At 42.4% G+C, this 16,755-nt stretch carries 16 protein-coding genes and 1 pseudogene; 9 read left to right on the top strand and 8 right to left on the bottom strand.

The window, feature by feature from the left end; all coding sequences use genetic code 11:
* The first annotated feature begins 34 nt into the window (after positions 1-34).
* The 6 genes from pyrD to DXZ23_RS05340 all read left to right on the top strand — a co-directional run bounded on the left by pyrD (position 35) and on the right by DXZ23_RS05340 (position 5,253).
* A complete protein-coding gene (gene pyrD, locus DXZ23_RS05365; RefSeq protein ID WP_017806548.1) occupies positions 35-1,051 on the top strand; it encodes a quinone-dependent dihydroorotate dehydrogenase in 1,017 nt (338 codons plus the stop codon).
* Positions 1,052-1,394: 343 nt separating this feature from the next.
* On the top strand, positions 1,395-2,231 hold the full coding sequence (rnm, locus tag DXZ23_RS05360; RefSeq protein ID WP_021724321.1) for an RNase RNM: 837 nt from the start codon (positions 1,395-1,397) through the stop codon (positions 2,229-2,231).
* A gap of 153 nt (positions 2,232-2,384) precedes the next feature.
* Positions 2,385-3,461 (top strand): 3-deoxy-7-phosphoheptulonate synthase, encoded by a 1,077-nt coding sequence (locus DXZ23_RS05355; protein ID WP_017806549.1) that lies wholly within the window; start codon positions 2,385-2,387, stop codon positions 3,459-3,461.
* Positions 3,462-3,479: 18 nt separating this feature from the next.
* Entirely contained in the window at positions 3,480-4,604 is a 1,125-nt protein-coding gene (gene tyrA, locus DXZ23_RS05350) for a bifunctional chorismate mutase/prephenate dehydrogenase (RefSeq protein WP_017806550.1), read from the top strand.
* 29 nt (positions 4,605-4,633) lie between these two features.
* Positions 4,634-4,924: an FMN-binding negative transcriptional regulator gene (locus tag DXZ23_RS05345; RefSeq protein WP_017806551.1), complete on the top strand. Its 291-nt coding sequence runs from the start codon at positions 4,634-4,636 to the stop codon at positions 4,922-4,924.
* Between the two features lie 29 nt (positions 4,925-4,953).
* The gene (locus DXZ23_RS05340) at positions 4,954-5,253 is read left to right on the top strand and encodes an FMN-binding negative transcriptional regulator (protein ID WP_081603141.1); all 300 of its coding nucleotides are present in this window, start codon (positions 4,954-4,956) and stop codon (positions 5,251-5,253) included.
* A gap of 199 nt (positions 5,254-5,452) precedes the next feature.
* Here DXZ23_RS05340 and DXZ23_RS05335 read toward each other — a convergent pair whose 3' ends face one another.
* Complete coding sequence (locus DXZ23_RS05335) at positions 5,453-6,250, bottom strand: MOSC domain-containing protein (RefSeq protein WP_017806554.1); 798 nt, start codon at positions 6,248-6,250, stop codon at positions 5,453-5,455.
* Between the two features lie 191 nt (positions 6,251-6,441).
* Here DXZ23_RS05335 and greA point away from each other — a divergent pair, with 191 nt between their 5' ends.
* Positions 6,442-6,918 (top strand): transcription elongation factor GreA, encoded by a 477-nt coding sequence (gene greA, locus DXZ23_RS05330; protein WP_017806555.1) that lies wholly within the window; start codon positions 6,442-6,444, stop codon positions 6,916-6,918.
* Positions 6,919-7,048: 130 nt separating this feature from the next.
* On the opposite strand, the gene yhbY is transcribed toward greA, so the two are convergent.
* The 4 genes from yhbY to xseB all read right to left on the bottom strand — a co-directional run bounded on the left by yhbY (position 7,049) and on the right by xseB (position 10,853).
* On the bottom strand, positions 7,049-7,345 hold the full coding sequence (gene yhbY, locus DXZ23_RS05325) for a ribosome assembly RNA-binding protein YhbY (protein ID WP_017806556.1): 297 nt from the start codon (positions 7,343-7,345) through the stop codon (positions 7,049-7,051).
* A gap of 350 nt (positions 7,346-7,695) precedes the next feature.
* The gene (gene dxs / locus DXZ23_RS05320; protein WP_017806557.1) at positions 7,696-9,555 is read right to left on the bottom strand and encodes a 1-deoxy-D-xylulose-5-phosphate synthase; all 1,860 of its coding nucleotides are present in this window, start codon (positions 9,553-9,555) and stop codon (positions 7,696-7,698) included.
* Between the two features lie 78 nt (positions 9,556-9,633).
* Positions 9,634-10,524, bottom strand: a complete 891-nt coding sequence (gene ispA / locus DXZ23_RS05315; protein WP_021724314.1) for a (2E,6E)-farnesyl diphosphate synthase — start codon at positions 10,522-10,524, stop codon at positions 9,634-9,636.
* A 41-nt stretch (positions 10,525-10,565) separates the two neighbouring features.
* Positions 10,566-10,853: an exodeoxyribonuclease VII small subunit gene (gene xseB, locus DXZ23_RS05310; protein ID WP_017806559.1), complete on the bottom strand. Its 288-nt coding sequence runs from the start codon at positions 10,851-10,853 to the stop codon at positions 10,566-10,568.
* A gap of 586 nt (positions 10,854-11,439) precedes the next feature.
* On the opposite strand from xseB, the gene thiI reads away from it, so the two are divergent.
* A complete protein-coding gene (gene thiI, locus DXZ23_RS05305) occupies positions 11,440-12,888 on the top strand; it encodes a tRNA uracil 4-sulfurtransferase ThiI (protein ID WP_017806561.1) in 1,449 nt (482 codons plus the stop codon).
* A gap of 103 nt (positions 12,889-12,991) precedes the next feature.
* Here thiI and folK read toward each other — a convergent pair whose 3' ends face one another.
* From folK to dksA, 3 genes are all read right to left on the bottom strand, one after another.
* A complete protein-coding gene (gene folK, locus DXZ23_RS05300) occupies positions 12,992-13,471 on the bottom strand; it encodes a 2-amino-4-hydroxy-6-hydroxymethyldihydropteridine diphosphokinase (protein ID WP_017806562.1) in 480 nt (159 codons plus the stop codon).
* A complete protein-coding gene (gene pcnB / locus DXZ23_RS05295; RefSeq protein ID WP_256593727.1) occupies positions 13,471-14,778 on the bottom strand; it encodes a polynucleotide adenylyltransferase PcnB in 1,308 nt (435 codons plus the stop codon). Before pcnB ends, folK begins: the two co-directional genes overlap by 1 nt.
* Before the next feature lie 300 nt (positions 14,779-15,078).
* Positions 15,079-15,516, bottom strand: coding sequence for an RNA polymerase-binding protein DksA (dksA, locus tag DXZ23_RS05290; RefSeq protein ID WP_017806564.1), 438 nt, complete (start codon positions 15,514-15,516; stop codon positions 15,079-15,081).
* A 354-nt stretch (positions 15,517-15,870) separates the two neighbouring features.
* Between dksA and DXZ23_RS05285 the strand changes: the two are divergent.
* Positions 15,871-16,752 (top strand): annotated as a pseudogene (locus tag DXZ23_RS05285) (aldehyde dehydrogenase family protein); the annotation flags it as partial.
* Positions 16,753-16,755: the final 3 nt, after the last annotated feature.

The following is a 16,755-nucleotide window of genomic DNA, read 5'->3' as shown; positions in this document are numbered from 1 at the left end:
CCAGTGAGATAAACGAGCCAGAGAGACAATGAGTATGTACCCTTTAATTAGAAAAGCCTTGTTTTCCCTTGATGCGGAAAACGCCCACAATTTCACCATTCAAGCCTTAAAATTAGCGGGAAAACCGCCCTTTAACCAACTCTTCAAAACCCTCTTTCTTTGTCCGCAAGGCCAAGCAAAAACCGTTATGGGGATTAAATTTAAAAATCCCATTGGGCTTGCCGCGGGGGCAGATAAAAACGCCGAAGCCATTGATGGCTTTGGAGCAATGGGCTTTGGTTTTATTGAAGTAGGAACAGTAACGCCTTTAGGGCAAGAGGGCAACCCGAAGCCCCGCCAGTTCCGCCTTGTTGAAGCGGAGGGGATTATTAATCGTAATGGCTTTAATAATCGCGGCATTGATTATGTGATTGAAAATGTGAAAAAATCGCACTTTGACGGGGTTATCGGCATCAACATTGGGAAAAATAAAATTACCCCCATTGAACGCGGTAAAGAGGATTATCTTTATTGCTTAAACAAAGCCTACAACTATGCGGATTACATCACGGTGAATATTTCATCGCCCAACACGCCTGATTTACGCCAGTTGCAATATGGCGACGCGTTGGAGGATTTGTTGCGAAGCATTAAGGCTCGTCAGCAGATTTTGGCGAACCAATATAACAAATATGTGCCGATCGCGGTGAAAATTGCCCCCGATTTGACAGAGGCGGAGCTAGTACAAATCGCCGATACTTTACGCCGTAACAACATTGACGGTGTGATCGCCACCAACACGACCATTGCAAGGGAGAATGTGCAAGGGCTTAAACACGCTCAAGAAATTGGCGGGCTAAGCGGAAAACCGTTGCAACAAAAAAGCACCCAAATCATCGCAAGACTACAGCAAGAGTTACAAGGCGAAATCCCGATTATCGGCAGCGGCGGCGTTGATAGCCTTGCTAGTGCGAAAGAAAAAATCGCCGCAGGGGCAGAGCTTCTGCAAGTATATTCGGGCTTGATTTATCACGGCCCTGCGTTAATTCGTGAGTTAGTGAAGCATATTTAATTATGCCTTGTTCTCGCAATCACCTTAGTGATAAAACGGGTGGACGAATGCGTCCGCCCCTATTTTTTGCGGAAAAACGCTTGAAAAACGCACCGCACTTTTATCGTTGCTTGTTTTCAACATCATAGGGCGTTGCTCATTCCCTTACTTTGTTACATTGTATTTGAACAAAAACGGTGAGACGAAAGCCTTGAGCGTTAAAATTATTGTCGTTTACGTTCAACATTGATCCGCTGGCAGTACAATGAGTACGGTAAAGCAAGCTAATGCGGTATTCCTTTGAAATCGAGTGCCCTTAAAAAGCAAAACGCGGGATTATTACCCCTTTTATTTAGGAAACAGAATGAATCAAATTTATGACTTACATTGCCACAGCACCGCTTCAGACGGGGTGTTAAGCCCGAGTGAAGTGGTGCAACGTGCCTATGAACAGCAGGTTTCGGTGTTAGCCTTGACGGATCACGATAGCATTTCAGGCTTGGACGAAGCTCAGGCTCAGGCTGATCGATTGGGAATGCGGTTGATTAATGGCGTTGAGATTTCTACCCAGTGGGAAAATCGAGCCATTCACATTGTGGGATTGGATTTTGAAAAAACGCACCCAAAAATGACCGCACTTTTACAACAACAAGCGGAGAAACGCTTAGAAAGAGCGGTGAAAATTGGCGAAAAACTGGCTAAGATCGGTGTTGAAAATGCCTTTGAAGGGGCGAAAAAATTTACCCAAGGGGAAGTAACCCGAGCCCATTACGCCCGCTATTTAGTGGAAATCGGCAAGGTATCCAATATCAATCAAGCCTTTAAAAAGTATCTCTCGCAAGGAAAATCTGCCTATGTTAAAGCAGAGTGGGTGGATATTCCCAATGCCATTGAGATTATTCATCAAGCGGGCGGGCAAGCGGTGTTGGCACACCCGTTACGCTACACCTTAACCACAAAATGGATTAAAAAATTAATTGCCGATTTTGCACAAAGTGGCGGCGATGCCATTGAGGTAGCTGGCTGTGGGCAAACCAAAGATCAGCGGTTATTGCTTGCTCGTTGGGCAGTGGAACAGGGGCTTTATGGCTCGGTAGGGTCAGATTTTCACTTTCCTTGCGGTTGGATTGAACTAGGGCGTTCCCTCCATTTGCCTGAAACTGTTCTGCCAATTTGGCAAAAATTTTCTGCCGTTGCGTAAAAAGAAGTTGAACTTGGGAAAATTTAAGTGTAATTTACACCTTACATTTGTTGTATATAAAAATTTACACTCTAATTGGTAGCCGTAAAGGCAATGAAACAAAGAAAATGAAACAAAAACAATGAAACATAAAAAAGCAAATAGGAAAGCAAAATGAACAATGTCGCTCATAAAGATAGTATACATAATGTGAATATTGTGAATGAAAAAGTGTTAATCACGCCAAGCGAGCTAAAAGCCAAATTACCCCTGCCCGCTCATTTACGTCAGCAAATTGAACAATCTCGCCGAGATATTGCCAATATCATTCATAAAAAAGATCCGCGTTTGTTGGTGGTGATTGGGCCTTGTTCCATTCACGATCCCTTGGCAGCGATTGATTATGCGAAAAAATTAAAAGCCCTCGCGGACGAAGTGAAAGATCAGCTTTACATCGTAATGCGGGTATATTTTGAAAAGCCCCGCACTACCGTCGGTTGGAAAGGGTTGATTAATGATCCAAAAATTGACGGCAGTTTTGATGTGGAACACGGCTTGCACATTGCCCGCCAATTATTATTAGAATTGGCAGAAATGGGTTTTCCACTGGCAACCGAAGCCCTTGACCCGATTACACCGCAATATATGGCGGATTTATTTAGCTGGTCGGCGATTGGGGCGAGAACCACGGAATCTCAAACCCATCGCGAATTAGCCTCAGGCTTATCAATGGCTGTGGGTTTTAAAAACGGCACTGACGGCAGTATCGCCACCGCGATTAACGCAATGAAAGCCTCCGCAATGGGACATAGTTTTATCGGCATTAATCAGCAAGGGCAAGTGAATTTATTGCATACGGCAGGCAACCCTGACGGGCATATTATTTTACGCGGCGGCAAAGCACCGAATTACCAAGCGGAATTTGTGCAACAAGCGGAGCAAGAGCTACAAAATTCAGGGCTAGAAGCAGCGATTATGGTGGATTGTAGCCACGGCAATTCAAATAAAGACTACCGCCGCCAGCCGATTGTAGCAGAAGATGTCATTCAGCAAATTGTGAATGGCAATCAGTCGATTATTGGTGTAATGTTAGAAAGTCATCTTAACGCGGGCAATCAATCGGCAGAGCAGCCTGTGAGCGAAATGCAATATGGCGTGTCGATCACCGATGCCTGTATTGATTGGGTGACAAGTGAGCAACTTTTACGCCAAATGACGCACGCATTAGCCAATAAATCAAAATCACTGTAAAGAAATAAGGACAGTCAGGTGGACGCATTAAACGCATTACGCACAGAAATTGACGAGCTGGATCACGAATTATTACATCTCTTTGCCAAACGGCTTGCTTTGGTGAAAAAAGTGGGAGAAATTAAGCATCAGCAAGGTTTGCCGATTTATGTACCTGAGCGAGAAGCGGCGATGTTGCAAGCCAGACGGCAAGAGGCGGAAAATCTTGGCATTCCCCCTGATTTGATCGAAGATGTGCTACGCCGTTTAATGCGAGAGTCTTATAGCCGTGAAAATCAGTTTGGCTTTAAAACGGTCGATCCGCATATCAAAAAAATCGTCATTGTTGGCGGAAACGGGAAACTGGGCGGGCTATTTGGGCGTTATTTGCAACTTTCAGGCTATCAGGTTGAAAATTTAGGGCGAAACGATTGGGAGAGGGCTGAGCAGATCTTAGCGGGGGCGAATGTGGTGATAGTGTCTGTGCCGATTGTGAATACGGTGGAAACTATTGAACGCCTCGCCCCGTACCTCAATGAAGAAATGTTGCTGACGGATCTCACCTCAGTGAAAAAAGCTCCGCTGGCTAAAATGTTAGCTGTGCATAAAGGGGCAGTGGTGGGCTTACACCCAATGTTTGGGCCTGATATTGCGAGTATGGCAAAACAAGTGGTCGTACGTTGTGATGGGCGTTTTCCTGAACGTTATCAGTGGTTGCTTGATCAAATTAGCATTTGGGGAGCGAAAATCTACCAAGTGGACGCAGGCGAACACGATCAAAGTATGACCTATATTCAAGCCTTACGCCATTTTGCTACCTTCGCCAATGGCTTGCATTTATCTAAGCAACTAGTGGATTTAGCTAAATTGCTTGCGTTGTCTTCGCCGATTTATCGTTTGGAATTGGCTATGATCGGGCGTTTATTTGCTCAAGACGGGGCGTTGTATGCGGATATTATTATGGATAAGCCCGAAAACCTTGCCGTGATTGAAAGCTTAAAACAAAGTTATGAAGAAAGCCTCAAATTCTTTGAGCAAGGGGATAAACAAAGCTTTATCCAAGCCTTTAACCAAGTTCGCGACTGGTTTGGCGATTATTCGGAACAATTCCTCAAAGAAAGCCGCCAGCTTTTGCAACAGGCGAATGATAATCGCCATATTTAAGCGAAAGAAAAGTAGAACGGAACAGCATAATGTACACCCCAAGCAAATTTAAACAGCAAGAGCTTCAGGAATTACGCCAGTTTGTCGTACAAAATCCTTTTGCGATACTCGTTGCCGCAAGCTCGAATGGGGGGGATGCGAGCTATTTACCGTTAATTTGGGCGGAAGAGGACGGGGCTGAGTTTGGTTGTTTATATGGACCTTTTGCCAAAGGTAATCGTTTTTGGAAAAATGCACATCCCGAGCAATCTTGGCTGATTATTTTTCAAAATGCGGGGCATTATATTAGTGCGAATTTTAGTCGTTTCAGTTCAAAATAAGACAAGGCAACGAGCCGCAGACAGTATAAATAATACGGCAAGGCGAAGTAACGCAGGATTATTTTGAAATCAAACGACTATATTACCTATCGAAAGCACGAGATCACAAAGCTGTTCCTACTTGGAATTATCAAGTGGTGCATATGCGAGGAAAATTCCAACTCATTGATAACTTTGAGGAAATGAAAGCGATTCTAGCCAAGCAAACGCATTACTTTGAACAACACCAAACCCCGCCTTGGCAACTCAGTGATGCCCCAGAGAGCTATATTCAATCAGAATGTCGAGGCATTATCGGATTTAAAATTGTGATTGAACAGTGTGATTGAACAGATTGAAGGCAAATATAAATTGAGCCAAAATCAATCCGATGAAAACAAACAAAGCGTTGTTCATTGCTTACGGCAAGCAAACCATTTCCCCGCTACGCAAATGGCTGAGTTGATTGAGAAATATTTAAAAAATTAGTTCTGATAGATTTATTAGTTAAATAGCGATATTTTACTTGAGAAAAATACCGCACTTAATTTAACGATAAGATAAAACTTTTACCTCATCCCCATTTCTGATGGTGCCAGTGCTAAGTGGAATTAGGTTGATTCCAAATAAAGGCATTCCTTGCTCATTTGTATTCATTTTTTTCAATGTTCTGAATGGCTCCATTTTAGGCTCCATTTGATATTTATCCAGTAGATTTCTTGTGATCAATGTACAACGCTCACAAGGTTTACTATGTAAAAAAATAACATTACCAATTTGAATTTTTTCCCATTGCTGTTCTTCAAAAGGTGATAATCCTTCAATAATAATATTAGGTCTAAACTGTAGGGCAGAAATTGAAATTGGGCCAGATTGTTGAACTACATTGAATGAAGACTCGGTCGTAAGTAATAGCGGATAACCATCTGCAAAAGAAAGGGGGTGATTAGGGTAGCGTTTTATGGTTCGCTGTGAGTTTTTACCTAGCCAGCGTAATTGTACTGATCTTCCAATGATTTTACTAAACCATTGATTAATCTCTTCAGGGGCGACGAAAGATCGAAAATTATTATGCCATACTTCACAGGGCTGGATTTGTTGAAAATCTTGATATTCAACTTGAATATCGGAATAATTTTTGTATTGAATATACAGACCAGATGGAGTAGGGAAAGCCGAAAATGAATAAAGCAGGGCATCTTTTCTTGCTGTAATAAATGTGCCATCAAGTTCAGTGAGCATAAATTCTCTATCAAAATTAAGCCCTTGGGGATAAACAACAGCCTGAGAAACTTCGTAAGGTTGTGTTGATTTTATTGGATATAAATAAATATGTTGAAGTTTCATCTAATTCCTTATTATTTTAGATATAAGAAGCCATCTTAGTTGCTATTTTTTTATAGAAGAACAATAATATAGAGGATTTAATTCTGAGTAAAATTATTTCTCGGGTTAGGGTAGAATTTTTATTTGTGATAACGAAGAGGTATGACTTCGTTGTGGGTTTATTTTAGTTAGAAAAGGAACAAGGATTGATTATGCGACAGATTCCAATGACAGTACGTGGAGCGGAACAATTAAAAGAAGAACTTGAGTTCTTAAAGAATATACGTCGTCCTGAGATCATTAAAGCGATAGCTGAAGCGCGTGAACATGGCGATTTAAAAGAAAATGCGGAATATCATGCAGCACGCGAGCAACAAGGATTTTGTGAAGGAAGAATTCAAGAAATTGAAGGAAAACTTGCAAATAGCCAAATAATAGATGTTACGAAAATACCCAATAATGGAAGGGTGATATTTGGGGCTACAATAGTGCTATTAAATGTAAATACCGATGAAGAAGTGAGCTATCAGATTGTGGGGGATGATGAGGCTGATATTAAGCAGGGGCTAATTTCCGTTAATTCGCCAATTGCTCGCGGATTAATTGGTAAAGAGATTGACGATAGTGTGACTATTTCAACCCCCGGGGGTATGGTTGAATTTGAGATTATTAGTGTGGAGTACAAATAAAAATAGAGCGTATAGAAATATACTTCAAAAGTTAGATATCTTTAGCTCAAAAACTAAGCCCTGTATTGCACAGGGCTTAGCTTTTTATTTAGTTGTATAATCATCCTGTTAGGTGCTGTTCATAGGGTCGCTATTTTTTAGGCAAAACAATCTTATGCTCTTCGCTTGGTCGGTAGAGTACGAGAATATGCCCAATTGTTTGAATAGCAACAGCCTGAGTTTCTCTTAAGATTGCATTAATAATAAGTTGCTTAGTTTCACGATCGGCACCAGAAATTTTTACTTTAATCAATTCATGGTGATTTAGTGTATTGTCTATTTCCGCAATCACCCCCTCGGTTAATCCATTCCCACCTAACATGACAACAGGATTTAAATGATGGGCTAATCCTTTTAAATATTGTTTTTGTTTTGTTGATAGTGACATTAAAGTTTTACCTTAACTATTGAGTTTTACAAATTCCATTAATTTGACTATTTTAACCTTAAATTAATATTTAATAAAGTTAATGGTATATTTCATAGAGATGTTATATCTTTAAATTATATCTATCTAGATTAAAAAATAATATGCCATTCTATTGGATTAAAACCTTATTAAGATTTCTTTGGCTCTCTATCTTTAACTTAAAAGGGAAATAAAAAAATGCCACATTTAATAAAATGTGGCAGAGAGGTTTTTAATGAAAAATTTTTTGAAAAAGACTGTCGCACTTATCATTACAACACACTAGCATTTACTAAGACCATTGCGGCGGCAAATAGTTCATCGAGATTTTAGATTTTTTCACTTTTTTGTAAAAAATTTATAATTTGCTCTTCAATGCCTTCTACGTCGAGTTTTAAATCTGCCAAAATTTCTTGTTGTGTTCCTTGTGGGATAAAGAAATCAGGCAAGCCGAGTTGTAAAAGTGCGGTGTTTTTTTGTTGAGAATTTAGCACTTCCGCAACGGCACTTCCCGCCCCGCCTTGAATGGCATTTTCTTCCAGCGTAACCAATAAAGAATGGTTTTCGGCAAGTTGTAAAATTAAGGCTTCATCAAGCGGTTTGACAAATCGCATATCAACCAGTGTAGCGTTTAATTTCTCTGCCACCGCTTTCGCATTTGGCAGCAGCGTCCCAAAGTTTAAAATGGCGATATGTTGTCCTTCTCGCAGGATTTTCCCTTTTCCGATTTGCAGCATAGCGAGAGGTTCAAGGGCGACACCTAAAGCATTGCCACGCGGATAACGCACGGCGGCAGGTTTGCCACATTGATAGCCCGTGTAAAGCATTTGGCGACATTCATTTTCATCGCTTGGGGTCATAATCACCAAATTCGGAATGCAACGCAGAAAACTGAGATCGAACGCCCCTTGGTGCGTTTGCCCGTCAGCCCCTACAACACCTGCCCGATCAATAGCAAAAAGCACGGGCAGATTTTGAATTGCCACGTCGTGGATTACCTGATCGTAGGCGCGCTGTAAAAAAGTGGAATAAATGGCAACCACAGGTTTAAAGCCTGCAATGGCAAGCCCCGCGGCAAAGGTAACGGCGTGCTGTTCAGCAATGGCAACGTCAAAATATTGCTCAGGGAAACGGTTGGAAAATTCCACCATTCCTGAGCCTTCACGCATTGCGGGGGTGATGCCGATTAATTTCGGATCTTGCGCTGCCATTTCGCATAGCCAGTTGCCGAAAATTTGTGAGTAGGTTGGCGTGTTGGATTTCGGCAATTTGCCACTTGAGGGGTCAAATTTTGGCACGCCGTGGAAGCCGATAGGATCTTTCTCCGCGGGTTCATAGCCTTTGCCTTTTTTGGTTTTGATGTGCAGAAATTGCGGGCCTTTTAGGGTTCGCATATTGCTCAAGGTGGTAATTAATTCTTCCACATTATGACCGTCAATCGGGCCAATATAATTAAAACCCAGTTCTTCAAACATCGTGCCGATCGGGGAAACAAAGCCTTTAACGTGCTCTTCCGTCTTTTTGACAAATTCTTTGATCGGCGGCACACCCGCTAAGATTTTTTTTCCACTTTCTCGTAGGGTAGAGTAGAGCGAGCCTGAAAATAAGCGGGCAAGATAATTGTTCAATGCCCCGACATTTTCTGAAATCGACATTTCATTATCATTGAGAATAACAAGCATATCTGTATGTAATGATCCAGCGTGATTTAAGGCCTCAAACGCCATTCCTGCGGTAATCGCCCCATCGCCAATCACACAAATGGTTTTACGCCCTGCGTTTTCTTTTTGTGCGGCTACCGCAATCCCCAATCCTGCACTAATAGAGGTGGAAGAATGCCCCACGCTCAGCACATCAAATTCGCTTTCATCACGCCAAGGGAACGGGTGAAGCCCATTTTTTTGCCGAATGGTGGACATTCTTTCGCGGCGACCTGTGAGAATTTTGTGCGGATAGGCTTGATGCCCCACGTCCCAAATCAGCTGATCGAAAGGGGTTTTAAACACATAATGCAATGCTACCGTTAGTTCCACTGTGCCAAGCCCAGATGCCAAATGTCCACTGCTTTGACTAACACTTTCCAATAAATATCCGCGTAGTTCCTTACACAACTGAGGGAGCTGATCTTTATTTAAAAGACGTAAATCGTCTGGTGAATTAATCAGTGATAAAAGAGGATAATTTTCCATTGTTAATCAAATCCAAAAAAGGGTTAAATTTAGACCGCACTTTATTTTATCGTTGTTTAAGGCGGTGTCCTATGCTGTTTAATGTTTTCTTGTTACGATAAATTCCGCAAGAGCTTTAAGTGCGGTACTATCAAATGGCACATTTTCTAGTGCATCAAGGGCTTGTTGATAAAGCTGTTGAGCTTTTTGTTTTGCCCCCGCTAAGCCTAATAATTTCGGATAGGTGCTTTTATCTGCTGCCACATCAGCCCCCGCGGTTTTGCCGAGAATCTCGCTCTCGCCCTCAATATCTAAAATGTCATCTTGCACTTGAAACGCAAGCCCAATGGCGGCGGCGTAGCGTTCAAGTTGTTCAGCTAATAGCTGATTTTGATAGTGCGGGGAACAAATAAAGCCCATTTTTAACGCACAACTGAGTAACGCCCCCGTTTTGTTACGGTGAATTTTTTCCAACTCCGCAAGGCTAACCTGTTGGTGTTCTGCTTGTAAATCAAGGCTTTGCCCTAAGCACATTCCTTTCACACCCGACGCTTGAGCCAGCTCAGCCACTAAGGCAAGACGCTGTTCAGCAGACAAGTTAGGCATTTGGCTCAACAGCTCAAAAGCAAAGGCTTGCAACGCATCACCCGCTAAAATTGCCGTGGCTTCATCAAAGGCGATGTGGCAGGTGGCGTGTCCACGTCTGAGGCTGTCGTTATCCATCGCGGGCAAGTCATCGTGTACCAAAGAATAGGCGTGGATCGCTTCAATGCTTGCCGCGGCATAATCTAAATGAGCAGGCTCGGCCCCGAGCATTTTCCCCGTGGCGTAAACTAAAAAAGGACGAACCCGCTTGCCAACAAGCAATAAGGCATATTTCATCGCCTCAGCAAGGGGCGAGGGATGGCTATCAATCGGCTCAAATTGCTGAGCGAGAAAATGATTGATCCGCACTTGGCATTGTTGTAAATCTTGTGAAAATTGATACATAGCAGTGGCTGATTGGTTAATTTTTTGTGTTTGGTTTCGCATTAAAAGGAAAAATTTTCCTCATCATTTTGCTTCTCATTTTTCGCTGGGTAATCGCTTAATGCCGCTTTATCGCTTTTCGACAGTAAAATTTGGATACGCTGTTCCGCTTGCTGCAAGCGTTCTTGCCCTTGCTGTGCTAATTTGATCCCGTCCTCAAAATCTTTTAACGCTTGTTCTAAGGGCAAATCGCCGTTTTCCAAGCGTGAAACCAAGGTTTCAAGCTGGGTTAATGTGCTTTCAAAATCTAAAGCGTTCCCGTCCGCCTTTTGCGTTGCTTTGCGTGCCATTGTTTATCCTATTATGAAGCCAAAATAAATGCCACATTGTACGGTATTTTTGCGTGCTTGTTAATGAATATAGGTAAACTTCTTTCGGTTTTATGTTGGGGTGAATAGCTTTTTTCTTTGAGGGGATAACGGTTTCGCCGTTGGTGACTTACTTTCTTTTGCTTATCCAAAAGTGAGTAAGCAAAGAAAAGTATACCCCGACTATCGCAAAATTTCTTTTACTGTCATACTGCGTTGTTTTGCCTTGCCGTACTTTTGTACTGTCTGCGGCAAAACGCCTTGTCTGGCAGTAAGAAATTTTGCGAACATTGCTGTTCCTCATTTCAATAAAATTTTGTAAGCCTGATGTTCGCTTCGCTCTCGCTCGGCGTTACTTTTCTAAAAATTTTTGCGGAATGGGGGCAATTTGTACGGGGAAGAAAAAGAGCGATTTTAAAAAGTGCGGTGTTTTTTTAGGGTGTTTTTGCATTGAGAAAAAACGGCATTAGAAACCACCGCACTTTTAAATATACGTTGATGCTTTGGGGATTGGGGAAAGATGTTGTACAATATCGCCCAATTTTTTGCTTGATATAGAAACGTGCTAATGAAATTTATTATTAAACTTTTCCCTGAAATTATGATTAAAAGTGAAAGCGTGCGGAAACGTTTTATTAAAATCTTAACGGGGAATATTCGCAATATTTTGAACAAGTATGATGACAGCGTTGCGGTGGTGAAGCACTGGGATTACATTGAAGTGCGGTCGAAAAATGAGGCAAATCGGGCGTTGCTCATCGAATTGCTGGGGCGGATTCCTGGCATTCATCATTTTCTTGAAGTGGAAGAGAAGCCTTTCGCTGATTTGCACGATATTTTTCAGCAAACCTTGCAAGATGTCGCTCCGTTATTAGAAAACAAAACTTTTTGCGTTCGCGTGAAACGCAAGGGGAAACACGATTTTTCTTCTTTAGACGTGGAACGCTATGTGGGTGGCGGCTTAAATCAGCATATCGCCAGTGCGAAAGTGAAGCTGAGCCAGCCTGAGGTTACGGTTCGCATTGACATTGAAGATGACAAAATGATGTTGGTGAAAGCCCGTCATCTTGGGCTTGGCGGTTATCCGATTGGCACGCAAGAAGATGTGCTTTCGTTGATCTCGGGCGGTTTTGACTCTGGCGTATCCAGTTATATGCTCGTTCGTCGTGGTTCAAGGGTGCATTATTGCTTCTTTAATCTTGGCGGTGTGGCACACGAAATCGGCGTGAAGCAAATGGCATATCACATTTGGAATCGTTTTAGCGGATCGCACAAGGTGCGTTTTGTGGCGATTAATTTTGAGTCTGTGGTCGCAGAGATTTTAGAAAAAATTGACAATGGACAAATGGGCGTAGTGTTGAAGCGTATGATGGTGCGAGCGGCGAGCAAAGTTGCGGAGCGTTTCGGCATTCAAGCCATTGTTACGGGTGAAGTCTTAGGGCAAGTTTCTAGCCAAACCTTAACCAATTTGCGTTTAATTGATGAAGCAGCAGAGGCGTTGGTGCTACGTCCGCTTATCACCCACGATAAAGAACAAATTATCGCAATGGCGAAAGAAATTGGCACGGAGGATATTGCAAAATCAATGCCGGAATTTTGTGGGGTGATTTCTAAAAATCCGACGGTTAAAGCGGTGCGAGAAAAAATTCTCCACGAAGAAGCCCAGTTTGATTTCAGCATTTTAGAAAGTGCGGTGCAAAATGCACAATATTTAGACATTCGCCAAATCGCCGAGCAAACTGAAAAAGAGGTGATGGAAGTGGATACGGTTTCCATTTTAGGCGAGAACGATGTGGTGCTTGATATTCGCAGCCCCGAAGAAAGCGATGAAAACCCGTTGCAATTAGCGAATGCCAAGATTCAGCTAATGCCGTTTTATAAACTCTCCAGCCAATTTGCTGAGTTAGATCAAAGCAAAACCTATGTACTTTATTGCGAACGCGGGGTAATGAGCAAACTTCAAGCACTTTATTTAAAAGATAAAGGGTTTAAAAATGTAAAAATACTGAGCAAGTAAATAGGTTATTCCTCGTTTTTATTTGGGGAGAGGGATTTGAACTTAATTAGTCTGGCATATTGCTCATTGTTAGGTTACATTTAGTTACAATTTCGTTACAAAGTTACGTCAATTTTTGCATATTATGCTGAGTAAAATGTGCCATTAATGTTTCCACCGCTGTGCCATCAGGCAAAATGAGATCGGGGGCGATGTCGTAGAGTGGCACGATCACAAACTCGCGATTTTTCATATCATAATGGGGCAGAGTAAGGCGTTCTGACTGCCTTATTTCTTTGTCATAAAGCAGTATATCTAAATCTAGCGTGCGTTCGCCCCAACGGCGTAAACGCACACGCCCCTGTTCCTTTTCAATGCGTTGTAGCTCATCGAGCAAGGCTAAGGGGGAAAGGGCGGTGTGCAGGCAAGCCACCGCATTAACGTAGTCGGGCTGATCTTGCGGCCCGAGCGGTTTGCTTTGGTAGAACGGGCTAACGGCGATTAATTCGCTATCCGCCAGCTCCGCTAAGGCTTTGAGGGCATTTTCAAGCTGTTGTACTGGGGTGGCTAAATTGCTGCCCAAAGCGATATAGACGCATTTCATTAGGCTGATGCCTCTTTATTGGTGCGGCGTTTGCGAGGGCGATAGCGTTTTTTCTTCGCCGCGGGATAACGCTTTTGCTGCTCTTGCATGAGGGCATTACGCTGTTCTTCATTGCTGAATTGATATTCGTGCCACCACGTCGCTAGCTCAATAGCTTCGCCACCTTCCACTTGGGCACGCATTGCCAGCAAATCAAAAGCTGCCCTAAATTTAGGGTGTGCCATCACGCGAGCGGGCTGGTTGCCTGTACGTTTTAAGAGCTGTAATTGCAAGAACCAAATATCGCGAATTACCGTAGTATGACGGCGTGGGGCAGCCAGTGCGGTGCAAAATTGATCAATAATTTCATTGCCTGCCAAAGCGTAAGCGTCGTGATTATTCAGCCCTCCCTCGTTTTTGAGGACTTCCACTTTTTCCCTGAGCGGATACCAGAAAAAACAGGCAAACAAAAAGGCAGGATTAATGCGTAAATTATCCGCAATACGTTCATCGGTAGAGGTTAACACGGTGAGGATCATTCGCTCCGCAAAGCTGTCTTGTTTTTCCGTGAAGTAGGGTATTAAGCTCGGGAATAATTGTTCAAATAAGCCAAATTGACGCAACAGATGGTAGGTTTTCACCCCGTTGCCCGTTTGCAGAAGTTTTTGGCTTTCATCGTATAAACGTGCAGGTGGAATGTGGCGTAACAAATGAGCCATTTCTCGAATTGGTGTTTCCGTTGGCTTTTCTAAGAACATATCTAACTTCGCCATAAAGCGGATTGCACGCAGCATTCGCACAGGATCTTCTTGATAGCGAACCACAGGATCACCAATAAGGCGTAATTTGCCCGCTTTCAGATCTTCCACCCCGTTAAAATAATCGCGTAAGCTGTTATCTTGCGGATCGTAATACAAAGCATTTACGCTGAAATCACGGCGTTCTGCATCTTGCTCAAGCGTGCCGTACACGTTATCTCGCAACAGCATACCTTCATCGCTTTGCTTGGATTGGCGTTCGCTGTGATGTTCGGAATGATTCGCACGGAATGTCGCCACTTCGATAATATCCCGTCCGAACATTATGTGAGCAAGGCGAAAACGGCGACCAATCAGGCGACATTGGCGTTGGAAAATGGCTTGCACTTGTTCAGGGCGTGCATTGGTTGCCACATCAAAATCTTTTGGTTTTTGCTTTAACAGTAAATCTCGCACACAGCCACCGACGATGTAGGCTTCATAGCCGTTACGTTGTAATTTTTGTACTACCGTCAAGGCATTTTTACTCATCATTCGCGACTGAATGCCGTATTGTGAAGCATTAAGAATATGCTTATTGGCGTGGCGTGAAAGTGCAGGTTTCCCTTTTGCTTTGGATTGTGCAAAAGCGGGAGCGGGACGCTGGGTTTTGCTCGTGGTTTTATTGCCTTTTCGAGGATTTGTTTTACGAGCACTCGCAGGCGTTTTGTGTTGGGTTTCGTTTTCCGTTTTTTCTGTTTTCTTTTTAAACAGATTTTTGATTAAGGTTAAAATAGTCAGCCCCTTGCTTGAAAAAGCGAAAATTAAACGTGTGAAAAGTGCGGTTAAAAATGACCGCACTTTTTGGTAAAGCAATGTGATTAAACGGCATTAACCGATCATTTGTTTTTCACGAATTTCGGATAAGGTCTTGCAATCAATACATAAATCAGCCGTTGGACGTGCCTCTAAACGGCGAATGCCAATTTCAATGCCGCAAGAATCGCAGTAACCAAAATCGCCCGTGTCGATTTTTTTCAGCGTATTTTCAATTTTTTTCATTAATTTACGCTCGCGATCGCGGTTGCGTAACTCTAAACTGAATTCTTCCTCTTGTGTTGCTCGGTCGGCTGGATCAGGGAAGTTTGAGGCTTCATCTTGCATATAGGCAACGGTGCGAGTGGTTTCTTCTTGGATTTGATTACGCCAAGCTTCAAGAATTTTTCTGAAATGAAGCAGTTGCTCATCATTCATATATTCTTCGCCTTCTTTTGGTTGATAAGGCTCAACGCCAGCTAAGGCTAATAAACTTAAAGATGATGTTGTCATTGTCGGTATCTCCTAATAGTAATTCTTCCATTTATGACGTTATAACTGACCTTCATATCATTGTAGCAATAGTCAAATTCAGCTATATTTTTAACCGCACTTTGGAGGGTTAAGATTATTTTGAAAAATTCCGCATTAATGGAATAGGGCATTTTTAAAAGCGGTATAAATATCAGAACTTGAAACAATTAGCAAATAAATTTACATCATAGTAAAAAATTTTCTAAATTAAATACGAAATTTGAGAATTATAGAACAACTTTTAGGTAAAAAAATACAAAGAGATATAGAAGAAAGTAGAATAAGTGGTAAAGTGGAAACAGCTAAAATCTCAGTAAACATAAAGGAATGTATATGCAAGCATTTTCGTTAATTAAAACACAAGGGTATATTAATGGGGAATATGTTGATGCACAAAGCGGACGTACATTTTCCGTGTTAAATCCTGCGACACAACAAGAAATTTGTCAGGTTGCTGATTTAGGTAAAACTGAAACAGAACAAGCCATTGTGGCAGCTGAACAGGCTCAAAAACAGTGGAAACAGATTTTACCCAAAGAACGAGCAGCCATTTTGATGCGATGGTATGCCTTAATTTTGCAAAACCAAGAACAACTCGCACAAATTATTAGTCTTGAACAAGGGAAGCCTATCACAGAGAGTCGTGGTGAAGTATTGTATGGTGCAAGCTTTATTCAATGGTTTGCGGAGGAAGCAAAAGGCGTTCAAGGAGAGATTTTAGCTTCAGATAAAGCAAACCATCGTCTGATGACAATAAAGCAACCTATTGGCGTAGTTGCTGCAATTACGCCTTGGAATTTTCCTAACGCAATGATTACTAGAAAAGCAGCTCCTGCATTGGCATCGGGCTGTACTGTGGTGTTAAAGCCTGCTCCTGAAACCCCACTTTCTGCATTGGCATTGGCAGAGCTTGCCAACCAAGCGGGATTGCCTAAAGGGGTATTTAATGTCATTCCAACAACACAAGCCGTAGAGGTGGGGCGGGTGATTTGCGAAAGTCCGATCGTGCGTAAACTGACTTTTACAGGATCTACTCGAGTGGGAAAATTATTAATGGCACAATCGGCAAATACCGTCAAAAAATTGGCTTTAGAACTGGGAGGAAACGCACCAGCGTTAATCTTTGATGATGCCGATTTGGATAATGCTGTAGAAGGTGTTTTTGCTTCAAAATTCCGTAATGCAGGACAAACTTGTATTTGTAGTAATCGAATTGGG

The organism is Avibacterium paragallinarum, from assembly GCF_900450705.1.
GTDB lineage: Bacteria > Pseudomonadota > Gammaproteobacteria > Enterobacterales > Pasteurellaceae > Avibacterium > Avibacterium paragallinarum.
The sequence above is the reverse complement of the archived record's forward strand: the minus strand, read 5'-3'. Positions and strand labels throughout refer to the sequence as shown.

Bases quoted from the DNA above. Each gene is read 5' to 3' on its own strand.
- pyrD (WP_017806548.1), top strand. From the start codon at position 35: ATGTACCCTTTAATTAGAAAAGCCTTGTTTTCCCTTGATGCGGAAAAC.
- rnm (WP_021724321.1), top strand. From the start codon at position 1,395: ATGAATCAAATTTATGACTTACATTGCCACAGCACCGCTTCAGACGGG.
- DXZ23_RS05355 (WP_017806549.1), top strand. From the start codon at position 2,385: ATGAACAATGTCGCTCATAAAGATAGTATACATAATGTGAATATTGTG.
- DXZ23_RS05345 (WP_017806551.1), top strand. From the start codon at position 4,634: ATGTACACCCCAAGCAAATTTAAACAGCAAGAGCTTCAGGAATTACGC.
- DXZ23_RS05335 (WP_017806554.1), bottom strand. From the start codon at position 6,250: ATGAAACTTCAACATATTTATTTATATCCAATAAAATCAACACAACCT.
- greA (WP_017806555.1), top strand. From the start codon at position 6,442: ATGCGACAGATTCCAATGACAGTACGTGGAGCGGAACAATTAAAAGAA.
- yhbY (WP_017806556.1), bottom strand. From the start codon at position 7,345: ATGTCACTATCAACAAAACAAAAACAATATTTAAAAGGATTAGCCCAT.
- dxs (WP_017806557.1), bottom strand. From the start codon at position 9,555: ATGGAAAATTATCCTCTTTTATCACTGATTAATTCACCAGACGATTTA.
- ispA (WP_021724314.1), bottom strand. From the start codon at position 10,524: ATGTATCAATTTTCACAAGATTTACAACAATGCCAAGTGCGGATCAAT.
- xseB (WP_017806559.1), bottom strand. From the start codon at position 10,853: ATGGCACGCAAAGCAACGCAAAAGGCGGACGGGAACGCTTTAGATTTT.
- thiI (WP_017806561.1), top strand. From the start codon at position 11,440: ATGAAATTTATTATTAAACTTTTCCCTGAAATTATGATTAAAAGTGAA.
- folK (WP_017806562.1), bottom strand. From the start codon at position 13,471: ATGAAATGCGTCTATATCGCTTTGGGCAGCAATTTAGCCACCCCAGTA.
- dksA (WP_017806564.1), bottom strand. From the start codon at position 15,516: ATGACAACATCATCTTTAAGTTTATTAGCCTTAGCTGGCGTTGAGCCT.